Here is a 25,089-nt window from a genome sequence, read left to right as displayed (position 1 = left end):
CGTTGCGAGAGACCAGGGCACTACCCGCGGACAGGGCGAAATGCGCCTGACCTCGGCCCCGGCGCCCACGAGCAGGGCTCAGGTGCGCGGCTTGCGCCGTTCGGTACGCGGACGCGCCTCGCGGTCGCGGCGCGGCCCACGAGCGTTCAGCCGCTGCGCCGGTGCGCCCTGGTCGGGCGTCAGCTGGATCAGCACACCGCTGATCCTGGTGCGCCGCAAGGCTTCCAGGGTTTCGTTGGGCAGGTTGGCGGGCAGCTCGACGAGGCTGTAGTCGGGCCGGATGCTGATGTGGCCGAAGTCGCTGCGACGCAGGCCACCCTCGTTGGCGATGGCGCCGACGATCGCACCCGGGACCACGCGATGACGCTTGCCGACGCTGATCCGGTAGGTGGCGAGTTCTTCGCCGTTCTCCCGGTTGAACGACGGCGGACGCGGGGCGCGGTCCTCGTCGTCGTAGCGGCGCGGCGCTCGCTCACGGTCGCGATCGAAGTCACGCTCGCGGCGCGGGGCGGGCTCCGGCTCGGGCGACATGAAGAAGTTGTCGCCGTCGTAGCCACCGACGGCCAGTGCCGCGGCGATATCGGCGAGCGGGGTGTTGTGCTCGGCCTCGTAGTCCTCGATCAGCTTGCGGAACAGCGCGATGTTGTCCGAGGACAGGTTCTCGGTGATCGAGTCACCGAACTTCGCGGCGCGGGTCGCGTTGACGTCATCGACCGAGGGCAGCTGCATCTCGGTGAGCGCGCTCTTGGTGGCCCGCTCGATCGACTTGAGCAGGTGACGCTCGCGCGGGGCCACGAACAGCAGGGCCTCGCCCGAACGGCCCGCGCGACCGGTGCGGCCGATGCGGTGCACGTAGGACTCGGTGTCGTGCGGGATGTCGTAGTTCACCACGTGCGAGATGCGGTCGACGTCCAGACCACGCGCGGCCACATCGGTGGCGACCAGGATGTCGATCGAGCCCGACTTGAGCTGGCCGATGGTGCGCTCACGCTGGTTCTGCGCGATGTCACCGTTGATCGCCGCGGCGGAGAACCCACGCGAACGCAGCTTCTCGGCCAGTTCTTCGGTGGCCTGCTTGGTGCGCACGAAGATGATCATCGCCTCGAAGGCTTCGACCTCGAGCACGCGAGTCAGGGCGTCGAGCTTGCGCTGATGCGACACCTGCACATAGCGCTGGGTGATGTTGGTGTTGGTCTGCGACTTGGACTTGACCGTGATCTCGACCGGATCGTTGAGGTACTGCTTGGAGATCTTGCGGATCACGCCCGGCATGGTGGCCGAGAACAGCGCGACCTGCTTGTCCTTGGGGGTGTCGCGCAGGATGCGCTCGACGTCTTCCTGGAAGCCCATCTTGAGCATCTCGTCGGCCTCGTCGAGCACCAGGTAGCGCAGCTGGGTCAGATCCAGCGTGCCCTTCTCCAGGTGGTCGATCACGCGGCCGGGCGTACCGACGACAACGTGGGCGCCGCGGCGCAGACCCGACAGCTGCACGCCGTAGCTCTGCCCGCCGTAGATCGGCAGCACATGCAGACCAGGGATGTGCGAGGAGTACTTGCCGAACGCCTCGGCGACCTGGATCGCGAGTTCACGAGTCGGCGCGAGCACCAGGGCGCTCGGCTTCTTCTGCGCGGTATCCAGGTTCATCAGGATCGGGATCGCGAATGCCGCGGTTTTGCCGGTGCCCGTCTGGGCCAGGCCAACCACGTCGGCGCCGGAGAGCAGCGGGGGAATCGTCGCCGCCTGAATCGGAGACGGCGACTCGTAGCCCACATCGGCGATGGCCCGCAGCACGCGGTCATCGATCCCGAGATCGGCGAAAGTCGGGCCGGTGTCGTTCCTGTCGTCGTCGGCAGGAACGCTGTCGACCTCATTTGTACTCATTGACCACGAGTTTACTGCCTGGCGGTAGCTGTCCCAACCACCAGGTGAATACGGTGAGACCTATGCAACTGCGCGACGGGTCAGCACATCAGGAACTTACGCCGGTGACAGTGGGGATCGCGGTGGTCCAATTCGCCCCCGAAACCGACCCCGAAACCAATCTGTCGACCCTGCGTGAACACGTGCGCACGGCGGCCGCGGCGGGTGCGCGTGTAGTGCTCGCGCCCGAATACTCGATGTTCGCTGTGACCCGCCTGGATGAGCGGGTGCTGGCGATCGCACAGCCGCTCGACGGCCCTTTCACCACCGGGCTCTCCGCGCTCGCAGCCGAATTCGGAGTGTTCCTGGTCGCCGGAGTGGTGGAGTTGCCATCACCGGGGGCGACGCGAATCAGTAATACGCTCGTCGCGCACGGGCCCGACGGCGCGCGCGTCGCGGTGTATCGCAAGGTGCATCTGTACGACGCGTTCGGACATCTGGAATCGGACGTGGTGGCGGCGGGTCCGCTCGTCGCGCCGGCGACCTTCGCCGTCGACGGTGTGATATTCGGCATGCAGACCTGTTTCGATCTGCGATTTCCGGAGGGGTGTCGGCGTGTCGCGGCGGCGGGCGCGCACGTGTTGCTGCTGCCCGCGCAGTGGATTCCCGGACCGGCCAAGATCGACCAGTGGACGACGCTGCTGCGGGCACGCGCCATCGAGAACACGGTCTATGTGGCGGCGGCCGATCAGTGCGCGCCGCGCGGTGCGGGCGCGTCGATGATCGTGGATCCGGCGGGGACGGTGCTGGCCGAACTCGGCGACGATCCCGGTGTGCTCACCGCGACGGTGGATCCAGCGCATCTGGCCAGGGTGCGCACCGCCAACCCCAGCCTGTCGCTGCGACGCTTCACCATTTCCGAGGCGTCGGCAGCGGAGTAGCGTTCGAGGCGATGGTGTACCCGGATCGCACGGCGGCGGGCCGCGCCCTCGGCACGGCCCTCGAACACCTGCGGGCCACCCGTCCGCTGGTGCTCGGGTTGCCACGCGGGGGTGTGCCGGTCGCGGCCGCGGTGAGCGCGGCGATCGGCGGGGAACTCGATGTGCTGCTGGTGCGCAAGCTGGGACTGCCCTGGCAGCCGGAGCTGGCGATGGGGGCGCTCGGTGAGAGCGGACTTCTGGTACTCAATCGTGATGTGATCGATCGCAGCGGAGTGAGCACCGAGGCATTCGACGAGGTGGAGCTGGCCGAGCGGGCCGAACTGCGCCGTCGGCAGGAGACCCTGCGGGTCGGCGATCCGATTCCCCTGGCGCGACGCACGGTGGTGATCGTCGACGACGGGATGGCGACCGGGGCGACGGTGGTGGCCGCGTGCCGGGTGGCGCGGGCGCAGCGACCCGATCAGCTGGTGGTGGCCATGCCGGTGTCCTCGCCCGAGGCGGCACGCCGGGTCGAGCGCGAATGCGATGAGCTCATCTGCCTGTGGACGCCCGCCGACCTGGGCGGAGTCGGCATGGCCTACCGCGATTTCCATCAGCTCGAGGACGAGGAGGTCATCGAGCTGCTGCGGTGAGGCGAACTCAGCCGAAGCACTGCCCTTCGCCTCGATAGGTGGGAACGGTTGTGCGCGTTCCCGATTCATCGATGAGGTGGATCTCGGCGAAGCGTTCGCAGAGCTCGCCCGCCTTGGCGTGCCGGAACCAGACGCGGTCGCCGATCTCGAGTTCCGCGCCACCGGCCAGAGGGGTCTGGACCTCCCCCGCGCCTTCGGAGCCGAGCAGTTTCAGACCCGCGGGCCACACGGGAACCGGGACGCGACTCGGTCCCGCGGGACCCGAGGCGATGTAGCCGCCCGCGAAGACGGTCGCGATGGTCGGGGTGGGTTTCCGCAGGACCGGGGTGGCGAAGAACAGGGCGGGGCGGGGGGTGAACGAGCGGTAGTGGTCGAACAGGGTCGGCACGTAGAGGCCGGAACCGGCGGTCACCTCGGTGACATCGGGATCGGTGATCGAGACTTCGATCGAACCGGTGCCGCCGCTGTTGACGATCTCCAGCGGGCCGGTCACCGCGCGTACCGCGTCGAGCACCCGGGTGCGCCTGCGCCCGATCTCGATGGCGGACAAGCGTTTCACCACGCGCACCGCCGGATTGCTGTCGGGCAGACCGGCGATCTGCGACTCGTAGGTCATCACGCCGACCACATCGAACCCGCGGCGCATCGCTTCGGCGGCCAGCTCGTCGGCCTGCTCGGGACTGCGCACCGGCGAGCGCCGGGCACCCAGATGCAGGGGGCCGATGCGCAGGGCGGCGTCGACATCGAGGCAGACGCGCGGGTGGACCAGGTCGGTACCCAACGCGGCACGGGTGAGTTCGAGCTGGGCGACATCGTCGATCATCAGCGTGATCGCGGCGAGCAGGTTCGGGGCGGTGGCGAGCTCGGCCAGGGCGGCCCGGTCGAGAACCGGGTACCCGAGCAGGACGTCGCGGGCGCCGAGGCGGACCAGCCAGATGGCCTCGCGCAGCGAGTACGCCATGATCCCGGCGAAGCCGTCGCGGGCGGTGAGTCCGTCACCGAGCACCCGCTCGAGCACGGCCCGGCAGCGCACCGACTTGCTGGCCACCCGGACCGCGATGCCGTTCGCCCGCCGAACCAGGTCGGCGGCGTTGCGGTCGAGCGCGGTCAAGTCGACGGCGGCCAGCGGCGGGTCGAGCTCCGCGGTCGCCGCGTGCAGATGGTGCAGCGATGTCGTCTGGGTCACCCGACTACTGAACCACCTATTTGGTCAGTCGTCCAGCATTGCGGGTCAGCTTTCGACGGCCTTCAGGGTCAGGCAGCCGACCAGGTCGTCGATCACCACGAGGATGGTCTCGTCGTTGCCATCGGCGAGCCAGCGCAGCACCGCGCCGTGGAACACCGAGACGAGGTAGCCCGCCACCGAATCGACCGGCTCGAGCCACTGTGTGCCGGACAGGCGCGCGCACATCCCGAGGAAGTCGGCGGCCTCGTCGTCCATCTCGCGGAACATCGCGACGGCGGCCGGATCGCCGATGGTGTCGCCCGAGGGCGCCCACCGCTGACGCAAGCTCTGCAACGCAGCCTCATAGGCGGCTACTCGCCGGGCGGGGGCGGCCTTCACCAACGGCCAGTAGGTACTGAGCCCGGCATGCAGGAACACCCGCAGCGCCCGGACGCCGGTGGCATCCGAACTGGCGGCGGCTTGTTCGACGGCATCACATACGGCGGGCCGTAGCGAAATTTCAGTTAGTTCACGGCTGGCGCTCAACGACGACTCCTCGGCAACAAAATTCGCTGCCCGCGGCGATGCGAGCTTGGTGGTCACCGAGCTCGATCTTAGAAGATTTTCAGGATTCACGAACTGGTTCAGCCATCCTTTTCAGACTGAAAGATTGTTTTGTTATCCGAATGCGACCTTTTGTAAAACCGACCATACGGCCTCAATTTGTCGCATTCCTGGATATCCGACACCCCCGCGCCGGAATCCGCGCATCTGGTCGATTGTACAAGTAAGCCCAGGTCAGCTCCCGAGGTGTGGGCGACGGCACAGTGGAACCCAGCGGAACGGACGCAACACATCCGATGACCGATCCGCGAACTCGGGCGCGGCGGCGCCGGAGTCGCCGATAACCTGGTCAAGTGACTCTCTCGCCTCCTGCCGATCAGTTCGCTCTCAGCGGCACCTTCAATTTCCGCGATGTGGGCGGCCTTCGCACCGCCGACGGCACCACGGTGCGCCCCGGCGTACTGCTGCGATCGGCCCAACTGAGCGGTCTGGACGACAAGGGCCACGACACCCTGCGCGAATTGCGCGTCACCGATGTGCACGATCTGCGCGGCATCGTCGAGATCGACCACATCGGCCACGACACCCTGCCCGACGACGTGCGCCTGCACGTGACGCCGTTCGATTCGCGCATGGAGGAGGCACCGCCACACGAGGCGAAGACCGTCTCCGCGTTCGCACACATGGTCGAGGTCTACCGCGCCTTCCCGACACTGCCCGAGGCGCACACCGCGATCGCCGAACTGGCCGGCTCGATCGTGCGCGGCGACGGCGCGGTCCTGGTGCACTGCGCGGCAGGCAAGGACCGCACCGGCTGGGCGGTCGCCACGCTGCTGCGCGCCGTCGGCGTCACCGAGGAGGACGTGTACACCGACTTCCTGGCCAGCAACGCGGCCGTCGAGCCGCTACGCAGGCTGCTGGAACCGAAGATCGGCAACGGCGACGCACTGTCGGCGGACCTGCTCGGCGTGCGCGAGGAATACCTGCGCACCGCCGACGCCAGTGTGCGCGAGATCCACGGCGACATCGAGACCTACCTCGTGACGGTCGGCCTCACCGGCGGCCTGCGGGAGGCACTGCGATCCCGCCTGGTGTGACCAGGCCGATCACAGCCCACTGACCCGGCGAGCTGGGTCCACCCGAACCAACCCGTCGGCATCGATACTGACGAAATCACCGGTGTGGAACCAACTCCCGCTGAACCGCGCGGCCGAGGCACCGGGGTTGTTCCAGTAGCGACGACTGACATTCGGTCCACGACACAGCAATTCGCCGCGACCGGCACTCGCCTGCGGCCCGAACAGCGCCAATTCCGTTCCACCGAAGGCGAACCCGAGCGTCGCCTCGGAGTCGGCGAGCTCGGTGTCGTCGACCATCAGCCCGATGCCGCTGGTCTCGGTGGCCCCCCAGACCGACCACTGCTTGGCAGCGGGAAACAGCCCACGCAACGCGGTGGCGAGGGTGGCGGGGGCCGCCGCGGCAGCGCGTTCGGACCGGTGACAGGCCTTGCTGATCCGGCGCACACCGGCACCGGTACGACGGGCGACGAGTTCGGGCACCAGTCCCGCGAAGATCCGCGGCGTGGCCGAGACGGTATCGATCCGCTCGGCCACCAGTACGTCGGAGAGCCGGCGGGCACCCGGCGCGAGGACGACCGTGCCGCCGACCGCGAAGGTGGGTAGCAGCTGGTCGACGCACCCGCTGGCATGGGCCAGTGGCAGCAACACCAGATTGCGCAACCCGTCGGCGGGCAGCCCGAGCGCGCCGACCACCGACGACACCGCCGAGAGCAGGTTCTCATTGGTCAGCTCGACGCCGGTGGGCACAGGTCGGCGAGCCGCGGCGCCGGTGTAACAGAGCAGGGCCGGATCATCCAGAGCCGCACCGTCATCGATGTAGGCGGTGCTGTCGGGCAGCGGTCCGTCGGGGCCGAGCACGAAATCGGCCCTGCTGTCGGCGATTACCCGGTCGGCGATCGCGGCGGGCAGGGCGTCGGGTACCAGCACCGGCACCGCGCCCGAGAGCAGCGCGCCGAGAAACGCCTGCACCCAGCGCGCACTGGTCGGCATGTGCACCGCGACCCGATCGCCGTAGCCGATTCCGTGGTCCTGCAGGCCGCCCGCGATCCGCGAGGCGCTGTGCCAGAGTTCGCGGTAGGTCAGGCGCGGGCCGCCGACCTCGACGACCGCCTCCCGATTCGTGAACGAGTGCACGCGCAGGTCGAGCAGTTCGGTGAGGGCGGGGCTGAGGTCGCCGTAGCGCAGCACGCCGTCGGAGCCCCGCCGCAGCTGCGTTGCCGCACTGGTGGCGGGGAACTCGAAGACGGCCGCGCCCGGTTCGTTCTCGCCATGACCCATCCGGACCTCCGTACGTCGATACAGCCGCACCTGCGACTATATGACGTGGATCACACCGCTGTCAGGCACTCGGCGTGCTCATTCGCCGCGATAGGTCGCCTTGCCCGGTCCGACATCGAGGAAACTGCGGACCGCGCCGCGCAGGTCCGCGGTGCCGAACAGCTCGCCCGAGACCTCGGGCGTCACCGAATCCGCGTGTGCCACACCGCCGGAACGCCACGCGCCGATGATCTGCTTGGTCGCGGCGTGCGCGCGGGTCGGTCCCTCGGCGAGGCGGGTGATCAGCGCAGCGGTGGCGGTTTCCAGGTCCTCGTGGACCGCGTTGACCACGCCCCACTCGGCCATCGTCGCCGCGTCGTAGAGGTCGCCGGTCATCACGAATTCGCGGGCGCGGCCCGAACCCGCCCGCTCGGCCAGCCGCTGTGGCCCACCCATCGACGGCGTCAGCCCCACGACCGTCTCCACCAGACCGAACTTCGCCTTCGGCGCGGCCAGGATGAAGTCGCACGCGAGGGAGATCTCGAAGGCCGCGGTCAGCGTGAGTCCGTGCGCGGCGAACACCACCGGGCACGGCAGCGCCTCGAGCGGGTGGATGATCCGCTCGAACAGCTCACGCCACAGCTGCGCGCCCTCCTCGACGGTGCGGCCGTCGAAGATGTTCACGTCGACACCGCCCGAGACGACCTTGCCCTGCGCCTTGATCAGCAACGCACGCGGCGGCAGCGCGGTCACCGCGGCGATATCGGCGATCAACGAGGCGAGGAGTTTGCGATCGAACAGGTTCAGCGGCGGGTGGTCGATGGTGATCGTCGCGAACTCGGCACCGGCTTCGGTGAACTCGCGCGACAGTCGGGTTGGCTGGTTTCCACTCATCGGCTCAGCGTAGAACCCGGGCCCGAGACCGACAGAGCTAGTCGGACCGGCCGGTAGGAACCGGTCACGCACGTCACGGAACCGCGGGCTGTCGGTGGTCGTTGACATGATGAGCTCTGGGGTACGGAAGTGCCCTACAGTTCGACTCGTTGGGGCGAAGAGGAGGACGACGCCGTGTTCAAGAACGCGATCGAAAAAGCCGTGGTCGATGTGCTCGACACCGGGTCCAAGCTGCAGGCGCCGGCCGTACGCCGCTATGTCGAGTTCCTGCGTGAGCGTCATCCCGGGGAGAGTCCGGCGCAGATCGTGGCACGGCTGGAGAAGCAGTACCTGCTCGCCGTCACCGGCAGCGGTGCCGCGGTCGGCGCCACCGCGGCGGTGCCCGGAATCGGCACGATCGCCGCGCTCGGGGCCGTCAGCGCGGAGACCGTGTTCTTCATGGAGGCGTCGGCCCTGTTCACCCTGGCCCAGGCGGCGGTGCACGGCATCGAGCCCGAGAACAAGGAAGCCCGGCGCGCGCTGGTGCTCGCCGTCGTGCTCGGCGACGCCGGAATGGCGATCGTGCAGAAGGGGCTGGGCAGCCAGTCCAAGAATTGGGCCGGTCAGCTCGCTACCAAGGTCCCCGGCCTCGGCGGGATCAACAGCAAACTGCTGCAGCAGTTCATGAAGCGGTTCATCACCAAGCGGGTCGCGCTGATGGCGGGCAAGGTACTGCCCGCCGGCATCGGCGCCGCGATCGGTGGCGCGGGCAACCGGGCGCTGGGCAAGGTCACCATCGAGAACGCGCACAAGGCTTTCGGGCCCGCGCCCGCGATGTGGCCCACCCCGCTGCACAACGTGATCGACGCCGATCCGCTGCCCGCGATCGGCACCGGCAAGGTGACCGAGAAGTGAGCAAGGGCCGCAGCGGTGACGCCGTGCTGGTGCGTGGCGTCGGCAAACAGTTCGGTCCGGTGAGCGCGGTCCACGAGATCGACTTCGCCGTGCCCGCGGGTTCGGTGACCGCGCTCGTCGGGCCCGCGGGCGCGGGTAAGTCGACAGTGCTACGGATGGTGCTGGGGCTACAGCAGCCGACCACGGGCAGTATCGAGGGCGGCGGCCGTGGGCCCGCCGCGGTCGGGGCGGTGCTGAGTCCGCGCGGACTGCATCCGGCCCGCACCGTGCGCGATCAGCTGTGGAGCTACGTGCCGGTCGCGGGCGCGTCGCGGCGCCGGGTCGCCTCGGTGCTCGAGGAAACCGGACTCACTGCCGTCGCCGAAACTGTTGTGGCCCAGCTACATCCCGTCCAGCAGACGCGTGTGGCCCTGGCGATGGCCCTACTCGCCGATCCCCCGCTGCTCGTGCTCGACGATCTGTACGCGGGTGCGAACGGCATCGAACGCGGCTGGCTGCACGATCTGCTGCGCCGCCATGTGTCCCGCGGCGGCACCGTGCTGGTGAGTTCGGACGCGCTGGCCGATGTGGTGCCGAGCGCCGATCAACTCGTGGTGCTCAGCGAGGGCACTGTCGTCTGGCAGGGCACACCGGCCAAGCTCCGCCGCGGCCATCCCGACCGGCTCGTTGTCGCCGCGTCCCCGTCCATCGCGCTGGCGACCGCGCTGGCGGGGCGCGGATTCACCGACGCGGTGATGCGACCCGACGGACGCCTGGCCGTGGCCGAGGCGAGCGAGGCGACCATCCGCTCGATCGCCGAGCTCGCGCAGGTCCGGATCGGCAGCATCGTCGCCGACCCCATCCACCCCGATCGGGTGCTCGCCTCGCTGACCAAACCGCGCCGCCACCGGCACACCGTGCCCGCGCCGAATCCCGCCGCGTACGCCCCGGCGCCGACCACGTATGGGATGCCCCGATGACCACCTCCGTGATCCCCGCCGATCTCGTTCCCGGTATCGACACCGAGGCCCGCAAGGTCGTCGCGCTGCGCCAGACCCGGCTGCTGCTGGCCGCGCCGGTGGCGCTGGCGCTGGTCGGGACGCTGATCACCGCGATCATGTCGGGGCCCGTCGATCCGAAGGGTCAGCCCGAGACCGGTGCCGCCACGATCGGTCTCTACCTCGGGATGATCGCGGTCTTCGTGGTCGCCGCGCTGGTCGGCATCGCCTCGACCGGCGGTGAGTACCGGCACAAGACCATGGCGCTGACCGTGCTGTTCGCGCCCGATCGCGACCGGCTGGTCACCGCGAAATACGTCGCAACCGCGGCCTTCGCGTTCGCGCTCGCGCTGGTCGCCGAACTGGTGAGCTTGCTGGTGCTGCTGGTCGCGGCGCGCGGGAAGTTCGAACTCGGCTGGCAGCTGATCGAAGTGCTCGCCGCCGGGCTGCTCGTGGCCATGTGCTGGGCGGTGCTCGGCGCGGGCGTCGGGCTGCTGCTGCGCACGTTCAGCGGAGCCGTGTGGCTGGTGCTCGGCTGGGCCTTCGCGCTCGAACCGCTGATCTGGCTGGTGGCCAAGGGTTTCGGCGCGGGCGGATTCGCCGCGCTGCTGCCCGTCTCGGCCACCGTCGCCGGGGTGAGCGCGGGCTCCTTCGACGAGGCCGAGGTCTTCGCGCCGACACCGGCGGCACTGGTGGTGCTGGTGCTGTGGACCGCAGCGGTCGGCGTCGTGGGGTGGTGGGACCTGCGCAACCGAGACCTGTAGTGCCCGCCACCGCGGGTTCGTCCGGGTGGATCCGCAGGCTGTGGCGCCTGTGCCTGGACCATCCCCGGCTGCTGGCGGGCATCGTGGTCTCGGTGCTGGCCGGTGCCGCCGTCGCGATCGCCGCACCGCTGGCCACCAAACGCGCGGTCGACGCCGCCCAGGTGGGCGACACCTCGGTGATCGGCGGTGCGGCCGCCCTGCTCGCCGTGCTGGCCGTGACCAGGTTCGTGGTCACTTTCGCGCGCAGGCTCTGGGCGGGCAAGCTGTCGCTGGAAGTGCAGCACAGCCTTCGGATTTCGCTGCTCGCCGCCCTGCAGCGCCTCGACGGCGCGGGCCAGGACGCGATTCGCACCGGGCAAGTGGTGTCGCGGTCGATCACCGACCTCCAGCTCGTGCAGGGGCTGCTGGCGATGGTGCCGTGGTCGGGGCTGGCGGTATTGCAGTTCGTGCTGTCGGCGGTGGTGATGGTGTGGTTGAGTCCACCGCTGGCACTGGCCGCCCTGCTGGTGGCGCCCGCGATGGCGGTGATCGTGTTGCGGATGCGGCCCCGGCTCTACGCGGCCACCTGGTCGGCCCAGCAGCGCGCGGCCGACCTGGCCGAACACGTCGAGCAGACGGTGACCGGTGTCCGGGTGGTGAAGGGCTTCGGGCAGGAGTCGCGGATGGTCGACATCCTCTCCGGTCACGGCCGTCTGCTGTTCGCGGAGCGGATGCGCGCCGCGCGGATCAATGCCAGGTTCGCGCCGGTGGTGTCGGCGCTGCCGCAGGCCGGGCTGGTCGCGGTGATCATCGTCGGCGGGGTGCTCGCCTCGCACGGCGCGATCGGCATCGGCACCTTCCTGGCGTTCACCGCCTATCTCGCCACGATGACGTCCTCGGCCCGCACGATCACCTCGGTGCTGATCATGGCCCAGCTCACCAGAGCCGCCGTTGACCGGGTCTTCGAGGTGATCGACGCGGCACCGGTCCTCGTCGATCCCGACGACCCCACCGAACTGCCGCCGGGACCACTCGGGATCGAATTCGATGCCGTCAGTTTCGGTTTCGAGGCAGGCCAACCGGTCTTGCAGGAACTCGATCTCACCGTGCGCCCCGGCGAGACGGTCGCGGTGATCGGCCCGGCGGGCTCGGGCAAGTCCACGCTCTCGCTGCTGCTGCCACGTTTCTACGCACCCGACGCGGGCCGGATCAATCTCGTCGGCACCGACGGCACCAGGGTCGACCTGGCCGATCTGCGCGCCGACGAGCTGCGCGGCGCGGTCGGTGTCGTCTTCGACGATCCGTTCCTGTTCTCCGACACCATCGCCGCCAATATCGCGCTCGGCAGGCCCGATGCCACCGACGCCGAGATCACCGCCGCCGCGACGGCCGCCGTCGCGGACGAGTTCATCGCCGCACTACCGGAGGGCTACGACACCGTCATCGGCGAACGCGGGCTGACGCTGTCGGGTGGGCAACGCCAGCGCATCGCCCTGGCCAGGGTGCTGCTCACCCGGCCCCGCGTGCTGGTGCTCGACGACGCCACCTCCGCGGTCGACGCCGTCACCGAGGCCGAGATCTTCCGCAGGCTGCCCGATCCGGGCGGGCGGACCACGCTGATCCTGGCGCACCGCGAATCGACCCTGGCCCAGGCCGACCGCGTCATCCGGCTGCCCGCACCCACCGGATCGGTGGTGCCGACGACGGCCGCGATGACAGAGCGCCTCGGCGACGCCGGCACACCGCGGTCGATGTCGTCGGCGTCGAACGACCTCAGCGCGACACCGGAACTGCGTGCCGCGGTCGACGCCCTGCCACCGGCCACCGAAGACCCCGCACTGCCCGGCGACCTGCGCGCACCCCAACCCGACTTCGGGCTCCGCGCACTGCTGCGCCCCGTTCGCGCACTGGTGTGGGTGGTCGTGGGGCTACTCATCGTCGAGGCGCTGCTCGGCATCGCCTTCCCGCCGCTGGTCCGCTATGCCATCGATACCGGTGTCACCGCGGGCGACGACACCGCGCTCGTCGTCTCGGCGGTGATCGGGATCGGTCTGGTGCTGGCCGGCTTGGTGGTCGGCGCCGCGGTCACCGTGCTCACCGCGCGCACGGGCGAGCGAGTGCTGTTCGGGCTGCGGGTGCGCAGTTACGCCCAGTTGCAACGGCTCGGCCTCGACTTCTACGAACGTGAACTGTCCGGCCGCATCATGACCAGGATGACCACCGACGTCGACGCGCTGTCGACGTTCCTGCAGACCGGGGTCGCCACCGGGCTGGTCGCGGTGATCACCCTGATCGGCGTCACCATCGGGCTGTTCTTCATCGATGCCGGGCTGGCCGTGGTGGTGCTGGTCGCCGTGGCGCCGATGCTGCTGGCCACCCTGGCCTTCCGGCGGGTGTCCTCGGTGGCCTACACCGTCTCGCGCGAACGGGTCTCGGCGGTCAATGCCGGATTCCAGGAGAACATCGCCGGCCTGCGCGCCGTGCAGGCCGCCCGCAACGAGCCGGCCGCCGCGCGCCGCTTCGCCGAATACTCCCACCGCTACCGCGATGCCAGGATCCGGGCCCAGCGCGCGATCGCGGCCTACTTCTCCTTCGGCCTGGCCTGGGCCGATCTGGCCCTGGCCGTCGTGGTCTATCTGGGCGCCAATGCCGTCGCCGACGGGCGCACGACCACCGGAACGCTCGTCGCCTTCGTGCTCTATCTGGGTCTGTTGTTCAGTCCCATCCAGGATCTGTCCCAGGTCTTCGACGGTTATCAGCAGGCCAGAGTCGGTCTGCGGCGCATCGGCGAACTGCTGCGCACCACGTCGTCGATCGCCGCCGACCCGCCCGACGCGATTCCCGTCGACCGGCTGCACGGCGAGATCGTCTTCGACGATGTCGGATTCCGCTACCCCGGCGCGAGCGCGCCCGCCCTCGACGGCGTGAGCTTCACCGTCCCGCCTGGCGCGACCCTGGCACTCGTCGGCCCGACCGGCGCGGGCAAATCGACGATCGTGAAGCTGCTGGCCCGCCTCTACGACCTCCCACCCGAGCCGGCGGCGGGCGCGATCCGGGTCGACGGCGTCGATCTTCGTAAATTTGTGCTCACCGACTTCCGGAAGCGGCTGGGAATCGTGCCACAAGAAGTTCACTTGTTCACCGGCGACGTGGCGAGCAACATTGCATTCGGGCAAACATTTGCCACATCAGTGGACATCGCGATCGCGGCCGACAAAGTCGGCGCGACGGAAATGATCGACGGTTTACCCAGGAAAATGCACCACCCGGTGGGTGAACGCGGACGTGGACTATCGGCCGGGCAACGCCAGCTGATCGCCCTGGCCAGGGCCGAACTGGTCGATCCCGACCTGCTCCTGCTCGACGAGGCCACCTCCACACTCGACCCGGAAACCGAGGCATCGGTGCTGGTAGCGAGCCGATCGCTGGCTCGAGGCCGGACCACCGTCGTGGTCGCGCACCGGCTCGCGACAGCGGCGCGCGCCGATCTGGTCGCGGTGGTCGAGCACGGCCGTATCGTGGAATTCGGCGCGCCGGAGGACCTACTCGCCAGTAAGGGTCATTACTCCCGACTCTGGGCGGCGGGCACAGAGGCAGAGGGCATAGTGTCGACCCAAGACCGGTAGCGACGCCTGTCAACCGCTGGGCATATGCTCGGTGAGGGCGCATCGGCAGCCATCCGCTGATTCCCCTGCCGGGCACGTCACAAACGTCGCAGCGCGAAGAACGAAATGAGGCGAACACCAGCTGTGAGCAGCTCAACTTCCCAGTTCGGACAGAACCAGTGGCTAGTCGACGAGATGTATCAGAAGTTCAAACAGGACCCGTCCTCGGTCGACGCGAGTTGGCACGAGTTCCTCGCGGATTACACGCCGGAAGCAACCGAATCCGGTAACAGTCAGGCACCGGTCGCCTCCTCCGCTCCTTCAGCAGCCGCGGCACCCAAGGCGGCAGCTGCTCAGGCCCCGGCTCCCAAAGCCGTGGTAGCGACGGCACCGCCGAAGCCCGCCGCGGCTCCGGCTCCGGCCCCCGCTCCGGCTCCGGCTCCGGCCGCCAAGACCGTGCGCGCACCGCAGACCACACCTGCACCGGTGTCCAACGCACCGGCCACCGCCGCGCCGAAGGCTGCTGCCGCAGGCCCGGAGAACAAGGTGCTGCGCGGCCCCGCCGCCGCCATCGCCAAGAACATGTCGGCCTCGCTGACGATCCCCACCGCGACCTCGGTGCGTGCCATCCCGGCCAAGCTGATGATCGACAACCGCCTGGTGATCAACAACCACCTCGCGCGCACCCGCGGCGGCAAGATCTCGTTCACCCACCTGCTGGGGTACGCGATCGTGCAGGCGATCAAGGCGTTCCCGAACATGAACCGGCACTTCGCCGAGATCGACGGCAAGCCGAACTCGGTCACCCCGGCCCACACCAACCTGGGCCTGGCGATCGACCTCGCGGGCAAGGACGGCAACCGATCGCTGGTCGTCGCCGCCATCAAGGAAACCGAGGAATTCAGCTTCGGTCAGTTCCACGCGGCCTATGAGGACATCGTGCGCCGCGCACGCGAGGGCAAGCTCGGTGCCGACGACTTCGCCGGCGTCACCATCTCGCTGACCAACCCCGGCACCATCGGCACCGTCCACTCGGTGCCGCGCCTCATGCCGGGCCAGGGCGCGATCATCGGTGCCGGTGCGATGGAGTACCCCGCCGAGTTCCAGGGCATGAGCGACGAGCGGATCGCCGATATCGGCGTCGGCAAGCTGATGACGCTGACCTCGACCTACGATCACCGCATCATCCAGGGTGCCGAGTCGGGCGATTTCCTGCGCACGATCCACAACCTGCTGATCTCCGACGAGTTCTACGACGAGATCTTCCACGGCCTCGGTGTGCCGTACGAGCCGATCCGCTGGCGCAAGGACATCAGCGCGCGCGGTGTCGACAAGAGCGCCCGCGTGCTCGAGATGATCGCGGCCTACCGCAACCGCGGCCACCTGATGGCCGACACCGATCCGCTGCGCCTGGTCAAGGACAAGTTCCGCAGCCATCCCGACCTCGACGTCACCGAGCACGGCCTCACCCTGTGGGACCTGGACCGCACCTTCGACGTGGGCGGTTTCCACGGCCAGGACCGGATGAAGCTGCGCGATGTGCTGTCGATCCTGCGTGACGCGTACTGCCGCCACGTCGGTGTGGAGTACACCCACATCCTCGAGACCGATCAGCTCAAGTGGATGCAGGAGCGGGTCGAGCAGAAGCACGTCAAGCCGACCGTCGCGCAGCAGAAGTACATCCTGAACCGGCTCAACGCGGCCGAGGCGTTCGAGACCTTCCTGCAGACCAAGTACGTCGGCCAGAAGCGCTTCTCGCTCGAGGGCGCCGAAGCCGTGATCCCGATGATGGACGCCACCATCGACCAGTGCGCCGAGTACGGGATGGACGAAGTCATCATCGGCATGCCGCACCGCGGTCGCCTCAACGTGCTGGCCAACATCGTCGGCAAGCCGTACTCGAAGATCTTCACCGAGTTCGAGGGCAACATGAACCCGGCGGCCACCCACGGCTCCGGCGACGTGAAGTACCACCTCGGTGCGCACGGCCAGTACCTGCAGATGTTCGGCGACAACGAGATCGAGGTCTCGCTCACCGCCAACCCCTCGCACCTCGAGGCGGTCGACCCGGTGCTCGAGGGTCTGGTGCGCGCCAAGCAGGACCTGCTCGACAAGGGCGACGGCCCCGACGGCTTCTCGGTGATGCCGCTGATGCTGCACGGTGACGCCGCGTTCGCCGGTCAGGGTGTGGTCGCCGAGACGCTGAACCTGTCGGGTCTGCGTGGTTACCGCGTCGGCGGCACCATCCACATCGTGGTGAACAACCAGATCGGCTTCACCACGGCGCCGGAGAACAGCCGCTCCACCGAGTACTCCACCGACATCGCGAAGTTCATCGGCGCGCCGATCTTCCACGTCAACGGTGACGACCCGGAAGCCTGCGACTGGGTGGCTCGCCTCGCGGTCGACTTCCGCCAGAAGTTCCGCAAGGACGTTGTCATCGACCTCGTCTGCTACCGCCGCCGCGGGCACAACGAGGGCGACGATCCCTCGATGACCCAGCCGGAGATGTACGACATCATCGACACCAAGCGTTCGGTGCGTAAGGCCTACACCGAATCGCTGATCGGCCGTGGTGACATCTCCATGAAAGAGGCCGAGGACGCGCTGCGCGACTACCAAGGTCAGCTGGAGCGCGTGTTCAACGAGGTCCGCGAGCTGGAGAAGTACATTCCGGAGCCGTCGGAGTCGGTCGAGGACGACCAGAAGGTGCCCGCCACCGTGGTCACCGCGGTCGACAAGTCGGTGCTGCAACGTATCGGCGACGCGTTCCTGAACACTCCCGACGGTTTCAACGTGCACCCGCGCGTGAAGCCGGTGCTGGAGAAGCGTCGCGAGATGGCCTACGAGGGCAAGGTCGACTGGGCCTTCGCCGAGCTGCTCGCCTTCGGGTCGCTGATCGACCAGGGCCACGATGTGCGCCTGACCGGTCAGGACTCGCGTCGTGGCACGTTCACCCAGCGCCACTCGGTCATCATCGACCGGATCAACGCCAACGAGTACACCCCGCTGCACAACATCGGCTCGGAGAAGCCGGGTTGGTTCGCGGTGCACGACTCGGCGCTGAGCGAGTACGCCGCCGTCGGTTTCGAATACGGCTACTCCCTGGGCAATCCCAACGCACTCGTGTTGTGGGAAGCGCAGTTCGGTGACTTCGTCAACGGCGCGCAGTCGATCATCGACGAGTTCATCTCCTCCGGTGAGGCCAAGTGGGGCCAGCTCTCCGACGTGGTGCTGCTGCTGCCGCACGGCCACGAGGGTCAGGGTCCCGACCACACCTCCGGTCGCATCGAGCGGTTCCTGCAGCTGTGTGCCGAAGGCTCGATGACCGTGGCGGTGCCGTCCACGCCGGCGAACTACTTCCACCTGCTGCGTCGCCACGCGCTCGACGGGATCCGTCGTCCGCTGATCGTCTTCACCCCGAAGTCGATGCTGCGCAACAAGGCTGTGGTGTCCGACGTCAAGGACTTCACCGAGTCGAAGTTCCGTTCGGTGTTCGACGAGCCCACCTACGAACAGGGCATCGGCGACACCACCAAGGTCAAGCGCATCCTGCTGACCTCGGGCAAGCTCTACTACGAGCTGGCCGCGGAGAAGGCCAAGCACAAGCGTGACGACGTGGCCATCGTCCGGGTCGAACAGCTCTACCCGATCCCGACGTACCGCCTCAACGAGGCACTGGCCAAGTACCCCAACGCGACCGACATCGCCTGGGTCCAGGAAGAACCGGCCAACCAGGGCGCCTGGCCCTTCTTCGGCCTCAACCTCCCCGAGGTGCTGCCCGAGCGTCTCGGCCGCCTGCGTCGCATCTCGCGCCGCGCCATGTCGGCCCCGTCCTCGGGTTCGTCGAAGGTGCACGCCGTGGAACAGGCCGAGATCATCGGCGAGGCTTTCGAGCCGACCACGTAAGTTCTTCTCGCAGCACGACCGACGCCGGGTGGATCATCGCGATCCACCCGGCGTTCGCCGTTTCCGGGCGAGATGTGGGTCACAGAGTTCTCTTATCCGGGCGGCACCTGCGCCTTACGCTGCCCGGGTAGTGTCCGCCCCGAGCGACTGGACAGGAGCGTGGCATGGCTAACGGGCGTAATGGATACCTGCTGATGGGTGGGATCGCGTCGGTGGGGGCGGGCGCCGTGCATTTCATGGCGGCCGGGATGCACACCGAGCACGCCACGCTGGCGCGGCTGATGGTGGTGCTCGCCGCGGTTCAGTGCGCGACCGGGCTGGCGGTACTGCTGAGCGAGCGCAAGCTCGTGGTGACCTCGATGCTCGCGGTGAACGCTTTCGCGGCCGCGATGTGGGTGTTCACGCGGTTCGCCGATGTGCCGTGGATCGCCGGATTGACCGCGGAGTCACCGCAGGTGGCCGACACCGTCTGCGCGGCTTTGGGCGCGCTGGCCGCTGTCGCCGGGGGAATCGGCCTGCTGCGGCCCACCGCCACCGTGCCGCCGATGCGGTCGGGGATCGCGGCGGCCGCGGTGGGTGTGCTCGCGCTGGCGGCGATGCTCAACGGTGTCGGACATGTCCACAGTCACGGCGACACCGGCGATCACGCGCATGCCGCGGGCGAGGAGCACGCACACGGCGAGGACCACGGCACCGATCCGGCATGGCCGCGTCCCTGGGATCCGACCGAACCCATCGACCTGTCGGGCGTCTCCGGCGTGAACGCCGATCAGCAGGCGCGCGCGACCGACCTGGTTCGCCGCACCCTCGACGGCCTACCCGCCTTCGCGGACGTGAATTCCGTTGGCGCCCTCGGCTTCCGCTCGATCGGCGACTCGGCGACCGGTTACGAGCACTACATCAATATGGGCTACATCCGCGACAGCAACTTCCTCGATCCCGCCCACCCGGAGTCGCTGGTCTATCGGGTCGACGGCACCGACCGCACGCTCGTCTCGGCCATGTACATCGCCAACGGCAAGAAAATCGACGACCCGTCCCTGGTGGACTTCGGCGGTTCCCTGATGCAGTGGCACGTCCACGACAACCTCTGCTGGAAGGCGGGCGACAACGGTCCCGTGGTCGCCGGAGTCCTCGACGCCCAGGGCAACTGCCCGCCCAACTCCATCAACCCCGGCTCGGGCAACCCGATGGTCCACGTCTGGATCGCCCCGCATCAGTGCGGTCCGTTCGCGGCGCTCGAAGGCCATGGCGCGGGACAGGCGTCCGCTGATGGCCGCCGCACCGATACCTGCGGGCACGGCGACCACAGCGGCGGTCACCGCTAGCCCCTTTCGATGCTCAGCTCGGCTCTACCCAGCGACGCAGGGCATCGATCGTGGTCTCCGGAGAAGTGTTGAAGCAGAACCGAATTCCCGGGGACAGCTCGCCCGCGACATTGATCAGCCGCTCGAAGAGCAGGGTGTGTTCGGGAGCCATCCGCACCCCCGCGCCGATCATCGCGGCCCGAAAGGCGCCGCCCGCCATACACTCGCGCAACTTCGTCTCCGCCGCATCGGGATCAGCGGGTAACTGGCAGGAGACGAGGTCGAATCCAGCGGCGCGCAAAGCGGATTCGCCTGCCTCGATGCGGGCGGTCAGCGTGGCTTCGTCGAGGTTCGGGTAGTTGGAGTAGTCGACGGCGCTGGGATGCAGACCGATCGAGAGCACGGTCTGGGATGAATTGTGCGCTGGCACTGGATTTTCCGATCTGATCAGATAAACGGCGACGGATACGCCCGCGAGCAGGATAGCGAGCAGTGCGCCCGCTTTCACCGCGCCTACTCTCACCACGGGGCGGTGCCCGTTCTGTCGAAGAATCCGCCGGTCGGGCCATCCTGCTCGATCGAGGCCATGGCGACGACAGCGTCGGTCCCTTCGGCCACGGTCTGAAAGCCGCTGTTGCCGTTGAGATCGGTGGCCGTGTAGCCGGGATCCACCGCGTTGACCCGGATGTCGGGCAGGCCGCTGGCGTACATGGTGGTGAGCATGTTCAGCGCGGCTTTGGTGGTGGGATAGCCGAGGGCAGGTGGCAGCAGACCCTGCCATTTCGGGTCGGTGATCACCGCGATCGAACCGACCCCGCTCGAGACCATCACGATGCGTGGATGGCCGGACAGGCGCAGCAGCGGCAGAAAGGCGTTGGTCACGCGGATCGGCCCGAAGACGTTGGTCTCGAACACTTCTCGCAGGTCGTCGGGGCGGGTGTCGGCCGGTGCGGTGCGCGGGCCGCCGATGCCTGCGTTGTTGATCAGCACGTCGAGACGGCCTGCCGCCGCCTTCACCGTGCCCGCGGCCGCGGCGACGGAATCGTCGGAAGTCACGTCCAGCGCCACGAACCGCACGTCGAACCCGTCCGCGACCAGTTCGGCCACCGCCGCCTCCCCACGGGCCGTGTCGCGCGCTCCGAGATACACCTGCCAGCCCTTGCTCGCCAGCCTGCGAACGGTTTCGCGTCCGAGCCCCTTGTTGGCCCCGGTGACCAGGGCAATCGTTGTTGTCATCGGTCCAGATTCCCGCCGATGCGGCGCGGCCTCCAGTGCCGGCTCGGCATAGGACTCGCGGTACCACCCCCGCGCTGCCTGCCTGGGGCACCATGGGAGAGGTGGACAGAGCGGAATTGGCGACGGTACTGCGCACCGCGCGTTCTCGGCTGAGCCCCGCCGACGCGGGACTGCCGAGCGGATCACGCAGGCAGGTGCCCGGATTGCGGCGCGAGGAGGTGGCGAGCCTGGCCGGTGTCAGCGTGGACTACATCGTGCGACTGGAACAGGGCCGCGGACCCAAACCGTCCGAGCAGGTCCTCGGTGCGTTGACGAGGGCGCTGCGCCTGACCGATATCGACCGCGATCTCGTCTATCGGCTCGCCGGGTCCGAACCGCCGCAGGCAGGACGGATTCCGATGATGATCCGGCCCAGTGTGCTGCGACTGCTGGATCGGCTGGCCGATCTGCCCGTGCTCGTCCTCTCGGCCAAATCCGATGTCCTCGCCTGGACTCCCTTGGCGGCGGCCCTGTTCGGCGATTTCTCCGCGATCCCCGTCGCCCAGCGCAACATCATGTGGCAGCGCTTTCTCGGCACCGGCATGGGCCGCGTCGTCATGACGCCCGAGGAGGCCGACAGCAATGCCGCCGCCTGCGTCGGCTGCATGCGCGCGGTCAAAGCGACCTACCCCGACGACCCCGGTCTCACCCGCCTGCTCACCGAACTACGCACCGGCAGCACCGAATTCGAGGCGCACTGGCAGGCAGGCCGCTCCAGCGTCATGCACAGCCTCACCAAAACCATCGCCCACCCCGACCTCGGCGCCCTCACCCTCGACTGCGACGCCATGCACGTCCCCGACACCGACCAAACCGTCATCATCTACTCCGCGACCCCCCACACCCCCACCGCCACCGCCCTCGACCTACTCCGCGTAACCGGCCTCGAATCCTTCCACTGAACCCACACCGAAACCGGCTGGCCACCCCACACCCGGCCCGACTACGGTGCCTGCATGCAAACCACGACACTGTGGCGCCCGACCGGCCCCAATGAGCTGGCACTGGTAGCCGAATCCGGTTGGCGCGCTTGGCCACCGCGCCTGCCAGACCAACCGATCTTCTACCCGGTCCTCAACGAGGCCTACGCGATCCTCATCGCCAGGGACTGGAACGTACCGGCCTCCGGCGCGGGCTACGTCACCCGTTTCGAGGTCGACACCGCCTACCTCGACCGCTACGACGTGCAGCAGGCCGGTGGCCGCGACATCCTCGAATACTGGATCCCCGCAAAGGATCTCGACGAATTCAATCGCAACATCGTCGGCGCGATCGAGGTCGTCCGCCGCTTCCCGGACGACGCACCTCTGCCCGACCCGGCGTGAACCCTCAGACTGCTCGGTCCAGCATCGCCGCACGGATCTTCGCGACCGTGGGCTGTGGGTCGTCGGCCCAGAACGCGACGGTGCTCACTGTGAAGTCGCCCTGTGGAGTGTGGAAGGTCTGGGGTTGGGTCAGGATGACGCGGATGTTGGTCGAGCTGCCGATGATCACGGCGAGGGTTTCGTCGCCTGTTCCGATGAGCTGCAACGATTTCGCGCCGTCGTAGGCCCGCAGATCGTGGCGGACGGCCCGGATGTCGGCGAGCGCGATGTCGAGGCCGACGCGGCGCAGGTAGCGCACGCGCAGCAGGTCGCCGATGAGCACGTGTGGGTACATGTGGTGCGCGGCCAGCATTCCAGCCATCCACAACAATCCCCAGACTCCGAGCCCCAGTGCGACGATCCGGGCCGCGGGCCACGGGATCAGCAGGTGAACCGCCGGGATCTCCACGGCGCTGACCACGATGAACGCCCAGATGATCGCCGACACCGCACCCGCGTACCGAATCGGTGTGCCGCCGCCGGTGTCGGGACGGCGAGCGACTACCCGCGCCAGGCTCACCCATATGTCGACTTCGAGACGAACGAAAGATCGTGCGAGCTGGGTGATCGGGCGCATGGGACCCTCCTTTTCAATACACTCGCATTGTAAAGAGGTGAAGCACAGCAATACAAGTGCATTGTGAAAAGATGGGCTGATGCCGAAGCGGGTGGATCACAGTTCTCGACGCGCGACGATCAGCGATGCGGTGATGCGTCTCCTCGCCCGCGACGGTCTGGAGTCGATCAGTCTGCGCCATGTCGCCACCGAGGCAGGGGTCTCCACGGGCCAGGTGCAGCACTATTTCCCCAGCAAGGAAGCGATGATGGAGTTCGCCACCTCCACCATCGCCGACCGGATCGCCGCCCGAATCTCCGCAGCGGGCCCCGACCCCGACCTACCGCAGATGCTCACCGCACTGCTCCCCACCGACGCCGAATCGGCCGCAGACGCCCGCATCCTGATCGGCTACCTCGCCTTCGCCTCGGTCCGCCCGCAGATCGCCGAAACCCTGGCAACCAACGGCCTCGGCTTCCGCGACCACGTCGCCGCCATGATCACCCACCACCCCGACCCCACAACCGCCGCCGACACCCTCCTCGCCCTACTCGACGGCCTCGCCCTCCACGTCACCATCGGCCAACTCTCACCGGAAAGGGCCCGAAACTTGCTGACAGCGGCGATCGATGACGCACAGGGCCACCCGCGCAGCGCGCCGAACTGATCGACAGCCCCGGTTTTCAGGGCTACCGGTCGGTCGGTTCAGGCGGCATCATCCTTCTCGTCCACTCTGTGGCAACACTTTTCGAAAATTGGGAGACAGTGTGTCGATCGGGAAATTCGTGATGGCCGGCGCGGCGATTCTGGCGCTCGGCGCGGTGGCACCCGCTACCGCGGCGGCCGCGCCGACGGTAGCTGTCGAGGTCGCGGACAGCGGCAGTGCCGACGCGACCAGCGGGAGCGCGTTGTTGACGGCGCTCATCCGGGAAATGTTCAAGCCGTGCCCGTTCAGCAGCACGGTGTGCCCGGCGACCGGCAACTGAGTTCCGCCGGATGGCCCCGACGCGACACGCGCCGGGGCCATTGTCGTGTCAGGCGGATTCGTTCCGGGCGGCTACCGCGGCAGCGGTTTCGGCCATCACCAGTTCGGCGTTGATCTGCGCACCGGCCATGGCGCCGGCTGCGGCGGCCGCGCCGACCTGGGCCGACGGGTCGGTGGCGTTGCCCGCGATCCAGACGCCGGGGACCGAGGTGCGGCCTACGGGGTCGGCGGGGATGTGGTCACCGGCGCCGGAGGGGTGCGGTTCGGGGACCAGGCCGAGATCGGTGAGGAAGGTGGCGCGGGTGTTCATGCGGGGGGCCACAACGAGGGCGTCGCGTTCGATAACGGTGCCGTCGGCGAGCTGGACGCCTGTCAGGCGGCCGGTGCCGAGTACCTCGACGACCTTGCCGTCGACGATCCGAATGCCGCGTGCCGCAAGCTTTTCCGCGTCTTCCGCACTCAGCGGATCGGCCGTGTGGGACAGGAAGACGATGTCGTCGCTGAGCTGGCTGAACAGCAGCGCCTGGTGCACCGACATGGGTCCGCTGGCCAGCACGCCGATGCGCTGGTCGCGCACCTCCCAGCCGTGGCAGTACGGGCAGTGCAGTACGTCGTGACCCCAGTGTTCGCGCAGGCCGGCGACCTCGGGGAGCTCGTCGGCCAGTCCGGTGGCGACGAGAACGCGCCTGGCCCGCACGATGCGACCGTCGGCGAGGGTCACCACGAATTCCTCGATGTCGGTCGACCCCGGCGCATCAGCGCCACGCTCGACCGCGACAACCTGACCCGACACCACATGCCCGCCGTACCCACGCACCTCGGCACGCCCGAGCTCGAGCAGCTCCAACGGCGGCATCCCCTCCCGGCCCAGCAGTCCGTGCACCCCCTGAGCAGGCGCGTTACGCGGCGCCCCCGCGTCGATCACGGCCACCGAGCGCCGCGAACGCGCCAGCATCAGCGCCGCGTTCAGCCCCGCGGCTCCGCCACCGAGCACCACTACGTCGTACGAATCTTCCAGCTGTGTCATCTCGACCTCCTTCGAGAATCCACAGTGCATGCCGACGGCAAATACTGGCAACCTT

22 protein-coding genes are annotated in these 25,089 nt (G+C 68.4%); 13 read left to right on the top strand and 9 right to left on the bottom strand.

Going from position 1 to position 25,089, the window contains the following annotated elements; genetic code table 11:
* Window positions 1-78 precede the first annotated feature (78 nt).
* Window positions 79-1,881 (bottom strand): DEAD/DEAH box helicase, encoded by a 1,803-nt coding sequence (locus tag ACFWPX_RS06390; RefSeq protein ID WP_378916951.1) that lies wholly within the window; start codon window positions 1,879-1,881, stop codon window positions 79-81.
* A gap of 62 nt (window positions 1,882-1,943) precedes the next feature.
* On the opposite strand from ACFWPX_RS06390, the gene ACFWPX_RS06385 reads away from it, so the two are divergent.
* Window positions 1,944-2,801 (top strand): carbon-nitrogen hydrolase family protein, encoded by an 858-nt coding sequence (locus tag ACFWPX_RS06385; RefSeq protein ID WP_378926481.1) that lies wholly within the window; start codon window positions 1,944-1,946, stop codon window positions 2,799-2,801.
* 11 nt (window positions 2,802-2,812) lie between these two features.
* Entirely contained in the window at window positions 2,813-3,433 is a 621-nt protein-coding gene (locus ACFWPX_RS06380) for a phosphoribosyltransferase (protein ID WP_378926480.1), read from the top strand.
* Window positions 3,434-3,440: 7 nt separating this feature from the next.
* Here the strand turns inward: ACFWPX_RS06380 and ACFWPX_RS06375 are convergent, their stop codons facing one another.
* A complete protein-coding gene (locus ACFWPX_RS06375) occupies window positions 3,441-4,619 on the bottom strand; it encodes an amino acid deaminase/aldolase (RefSeq protein ID WP_378916958.1) in 1,179 nt (392 codons plus the stop codon).
* 45 nt (window positions 4,620-4,664) lie between these two features.
* Window positions 4,665-5,144, bottom strand: coding sequence for a TetR family transcriptional regulator (locus ACFWPX_RS06370; protein WP_378926479.1), 480 nt, complete (start codon window positions 5,142-5,144; stop codon window positions 4,665-4,667).
* A gap of 371 nt (window positions 5,145-5,515) precedes the next feature.
* On the opposite strand from ACFWPX_RS06370, the gene ACFWPX_RS06365 reads away from it, so the two are divergent.
* On the top strand, window positions 5,516-6,259 hold the full coding sequence (locus ACFWPX_RS06365; RefSeq protein WP_378926478.1) for a tyrosine-protein phosphatase: 744 nt from the start codon (window positions 5,516-5,518) through the stop codon (window positions 6,257-6,259).
* 9 nt (window positions 6,260-6,268) lie between these two features.
* Here ACFWPX_RS06365 and ACFWPX_RS06360 read toward each other — a convergent pair whose 3' ends face one another.
* Both ACFWPX_RS06360 and ACFWPX_RS06355 read right to left on the bottom strand, forming a co-directional pair.
* The gene (locus ACFWPX_RS06360; RefSeq protein ID WP_378926477.1) at window positions 6,269-7,519 is read right to left on the bottom strand and encodes a class I adenylate-forming enzyme family protein; all 1,251 of its coding nucleotides are present in this window, start codon (window positions 7,517-7,519) and stop codon (window positions 6,269-6,271) included.
* A gap of 78 nt (window positions 7,520-7,597) precedes the next feature.
* Window positions 7,598-8,392 carry an enoyl-CoA hydratase/isomerase family protein gene (locus ACFWPX_RS06355; protein WP_378916968.1) on the bottom strand — a complete coding sequence of 265 codons (795 nt, stop codon included), beginning with the start codon at window positions 8,390-8,392 and terminating at the stop codon, window positions 7,598-7,600.
* Window positions 8,393-8,566: 174 nt separating this feature from the next.
* On the opposite strand from ACFWPX_RS06355, the gene ACFWPX_RS06350 reads away from it, so the two are divergent.
* The 6 genes from ACFWPX_RS06350 to ACFWPX_RS06325 all read left to right on the top strand — a co-directional run bounded on the left by ACFWPX_RS06350 (window position 8,567) and on the right by ACFWPX_RS06325 (window position 19,848).
* Window positions 8,567-9,286 carry a hypothetical protein gene (locus ACFWPX_RS06350; protein ID WP_378917023.1) on the top strand — a complete coding sequence of 240 codons (720 nt, stop codon included), beginning with the start codon at window positions 8,567-8,569 and terminating at the stop codon, window positions 9,284-9,286.
* The gene (locus ACFWPX_RS06345; protein ID WP_378926476.1) at window positions 9,283-10,245 is read left to right on the top strand and encodes an ATP-binding cassette domain-containing protein; all 963 of its coding nucleotides are present in this window, start codon (window positions 9,283-9,285) and stop codon (window positions 10,243-10,245) included. The genes ACFWPX_RS06350 and ACFWPX_RS06345 overlap by 4 nt, the downstream gene beginning before the upstream one ends.
* Complete coding sequence (locus ACFWPX_RS06340; RefSeq protein ID WP_378916973.1) at window positions 10,242-11,027, top strand: ABC transporter permease subunit; 786 nt, start codon at window positions 10,242-10,244, stop codon at window positions 11,025-11,027. The genes ACFWPX_RS06345 and ACFWPX_RS06340 overlap by 4 nt, the downstream gene beginning before the upstream one ends.
* Complete coding sequence (locus ACFWPX_RS06335) at window positions 11,027-14,632, top strand: ABC transporter ATP-binding protein (RefSeq protein WP_378926475.1); 3,606 nt, start codon at window positions 11,027-11,029, stop codon at window positions 14,630-14,632. Before ACFWPX_RS06340 ends, ACFWPX_RS06335 begins: the two co-directional genes overlap by 1 nt.
* A gap of 105 nt (window positions 14,633-14,737) precedes the next feature.
* Window positions 14,738-18,520, top strand: a complete 3,783-nt coding sequence (locus ACFWPX_RS06330) for a multifunctional oxoglutarate decarboxylase/oxoglutarate dehydrogenase thiamine pyrophosphate-binding subunit/dihydrolipoyllysine-residue succinyltransferase subunit (protein ID WP_378926474.1) — start codon at window positions 14,738-14,740, stop codon at window positions 18,518-18,520.
* A gap of 164 nt (window positions 18,521-18,684) precedes the next feature.
* Entirely contained in the window at window positions 18,685-19,848 is a 1,164-nt protein-coding gene (locus tag ACFWPX_RS06325; RefSeq protein WP_378926473.1) for a hypothetical protein, read from the top strand.
* A gap of 13 nt (window positions 19,849-19,861) precedes the next feature.
* Here ACFWPX_RS06325 and ACFWPX_RS06320 read toward each other — a convergent pair whose 3' ends face one another.
* Both ACFWPX_RS06320 and ACFWPX_RS06315 read right to left on the bottom strand, forming a co-directional pair.
* Entirely contained in the window at window positions 19,862-20,257 is a 396-nt protein-coding gene (locus ACFWPX_RS06320; RefSeq protein WP_378926472.1) for a hypothetical protein, read from the bottom strand.
* 89 nt (window positions 20,258-20,346) lie between these two features.
* Window positions 20,347-21,063: an SDR family oxidoreductase gene (locus ACFWPX_RS06315; protein WP_378926471.1), complete on the bottom strand. Its 717-nt coding sequence runs from the start codon at window positions 21,061-21,063 to the stop codon at window positions 20,347-20,349.
* A gap of 101 nt (window positions 21,064-21,164) precedes the next feature.
* Between ACFWPX_RS06315 and ACFWPX_RS06310 the strand changes: the two genes are divergently transcribed.
* Together ACFWPX_RS06310 and ACFWPX_RS06305 are read left to right on the top strand one after the other, a co-directional pair.
* The gene (locus tag ACFWPX_RS06310) at window positions 21,165-22,004 is read left to right on the top strand and encodes a helix-turn-helix transcriptional regulator (RefSeq protein ID WP_378926469.1); all 840 of its coding nucleotides are present in this window, start codon (window positions 21,165-21,167) and stop codon (window positions 22,002-22,004) included.
* A 54-nt stretch (window positions 22,005-22,058) separates the two neighbouring features.
* Window positions 22,059-22,427 (top strand): ADP-ribosylation/crystallin J1, encoded by a 369-nt coding sequence (locus ACFWPX_RS06305; RefSeq protein WP_378926468.1) that lies wholly within the window; start codon window positions 22,059-22,061, stop codon window positions 22,425-22,427.
* A gap of 4 nt (window positions 22,428-22,431) precedes the next feature.
* On the opposite strand, the gene ACFWPX_RS06300 is transcribed toward ACFWPX_RS06305, so the two are convergent.
* Window positions 22,432-23,043, bottom strand: coding sequence for a hypothetical protein (locus ACFWPX_RS06300; protein ID WP_378926467.1), 612 nt, complete (start codon window positions 23,041-23,043; stop codon window positions 22,432-22,434).
* A gap of 79 nt (window positions 23,044-23,122) precedes the next feature.
* Between ACFWPX_RS06300 and ACFWPX_RS06295 the strand changes: the two genes are divergently transcribed.
* On the top strand, window positions 23,123-23,689 hold the full coding sequence (locus ACFWPX_RS06295; RefSeq protein WP_378926466.1) for a TetR/AcrR family transcriptional regulator: 567 nt from the start codon (window positions 23,123-23,125) through the stop codon (window positions 23,687-23,689).
* A 100-nt stretch (window positions 23,690-23,789) separates the two neighbouring features.
* The gene (locus ACFWPX_RS06290; RefSeq protein WP_378926465.1) at window positions 23,790-24,008 is read left to right on the top strand and encodes a hypothetical protein; all 219 of its coding nucleotides are present in this window, start codon (window positions 23,790-23,792) and stop codon (window positions 24,006-24,008) included.
* Between the two features lie 48 nt (window positions 24,009-24,056).
* Here ACFWPX_RS06290 and ACFWPX_RS06285 read toward each other — a convergent pair whose 3' ends face one another.
* Complete coding sequence (locus ACFWPX_RS06285) at window positions 24,057-25,034, bottom strand: NAD(P)/FAD-dependent oxidoreductase (RefSeq protein WP_378926464.1); 978 nt, start codon at window positions 25,032-25,034, stop codon at window positions 24,057-24,059.
* Between the last annotated feature and the right edge of the window lie 55 nt (window positions 25,035-25,089).

The sequence above is a fragment of the Nocardia sp. NPDC058518 genome (assembly GCF_042719655.1).
Taxonomy (GTDB): Bacteria; Actinomycetota; Actinomycetes; order Mycobacteriales; family Mycobacteriaceae; genus Nocardia.
Note: the sequence above shows the minus strand (reverse complement) of the source record. Positions and strands in the feature narration are given on the sequence as shown.

What these genes read in the sequence shown, in the direction of transcription:
- ACFWPX_RS06390 (WP_378916951.1), bottom strand. Translation starts at nt 1,881, where the DNA reads ATGAGTACAAATGAGGTCGACAGCGTTCCTGCCGACGACGACAGGAAC.
- ACFWPX_RS06385 (WP_378926481.1), top strand. Translation starts at nt 1,944, where the DNA reads ATGCAACTGCGCGACGGGTCAGCACATCAGGAACTTACGCCGGTGACA.
- ACFWPX_RS06380 (WP_378926480.1), top strand. Translation starts at nt 2,813, where the DNA reads ATGGTGTACCCGGATCGCACGGCGGCGGGCCGCGCCCTCGGCACGGCC.
- ACFWPX_RS06360 (WP_378926477.1), bottom strand. Translation starts at nt 7,519, where the DNA reads ATGGGTCATGGCGAGAACGAACCGGGCGCGGCCGTCTTCGAGTTCCCC.
- ACFWPX_RS06355 (WP_378916968.1), bottom strand. Translation starts at nt 8,392, where the DNA reads ATGAGTGGAAACCAGCCAACCCGACTGTCGCGCGAGTTCACCGAAGCC.
- ACFWPX_RS06340 (WP_378916973.1), top strand. Translation starts at nt 10,242, where the DNA reads ATGACCACCTCCGTGATCCCCGCCGATCTCGTTCCCGGTATCGACACC.
- ACFWPX_RS06330 (WP_378926474.1), top strand. Translation starts at nt 14,738, where the DNA reads ATGAGGCGAACACCAGCTGTGAGCAGCTCAACTTCCCAGTTCGGACAG.
- ACFWPX_RS06325 (WP_378926473.1), top strand. Translation starts at nt 18,685, where the DNA reads ATGGCTAACGGGCGTAATGGATACCTGCTGATGGGTGGGATCGCGTCG.
- ACFWPX_RS06315 (WP_378926471.1), bottom strand. Translation starts at nt 21,063, where the DNA reads ATGACAACAACGATTGCCCTGGTCACCGGGGCCAACAAGGGGCTCGGA.
- ACFWPX_RS06305 (WP_378926468.1), top strand. Translation starts at nt 22,059, where the DNA reads ATGCAAACCACGACACTGTGGCGCCCGACCGGCCCCAATGAGCTGGCA.
- ACFWPX_RS06300 (WP_378926467.1), bottom strand. Translation starts at nt 23,043, where the DNA reads ATGCGCCCGATCACCCAGCTCGCACGATCTTTCGTTCGTCTCGAAGTC.
- ACFWPX_RS06295 (WP_378926466.1), top strand. Translation starts at nt 23,123, where the DNA reads ATGCCGAAGCGGGTGGATCACAGTTCTCGACGCGCGACGATCAGCGAT.
- ACFWPX_RS06285 (WP_378926464.1), bottom strand. Translation starts at nt 25,034, where the DNA reads ATGACACAGCTGGAAGATTCGTACGACGTAGTGGTGCTCGGTGGCGGA.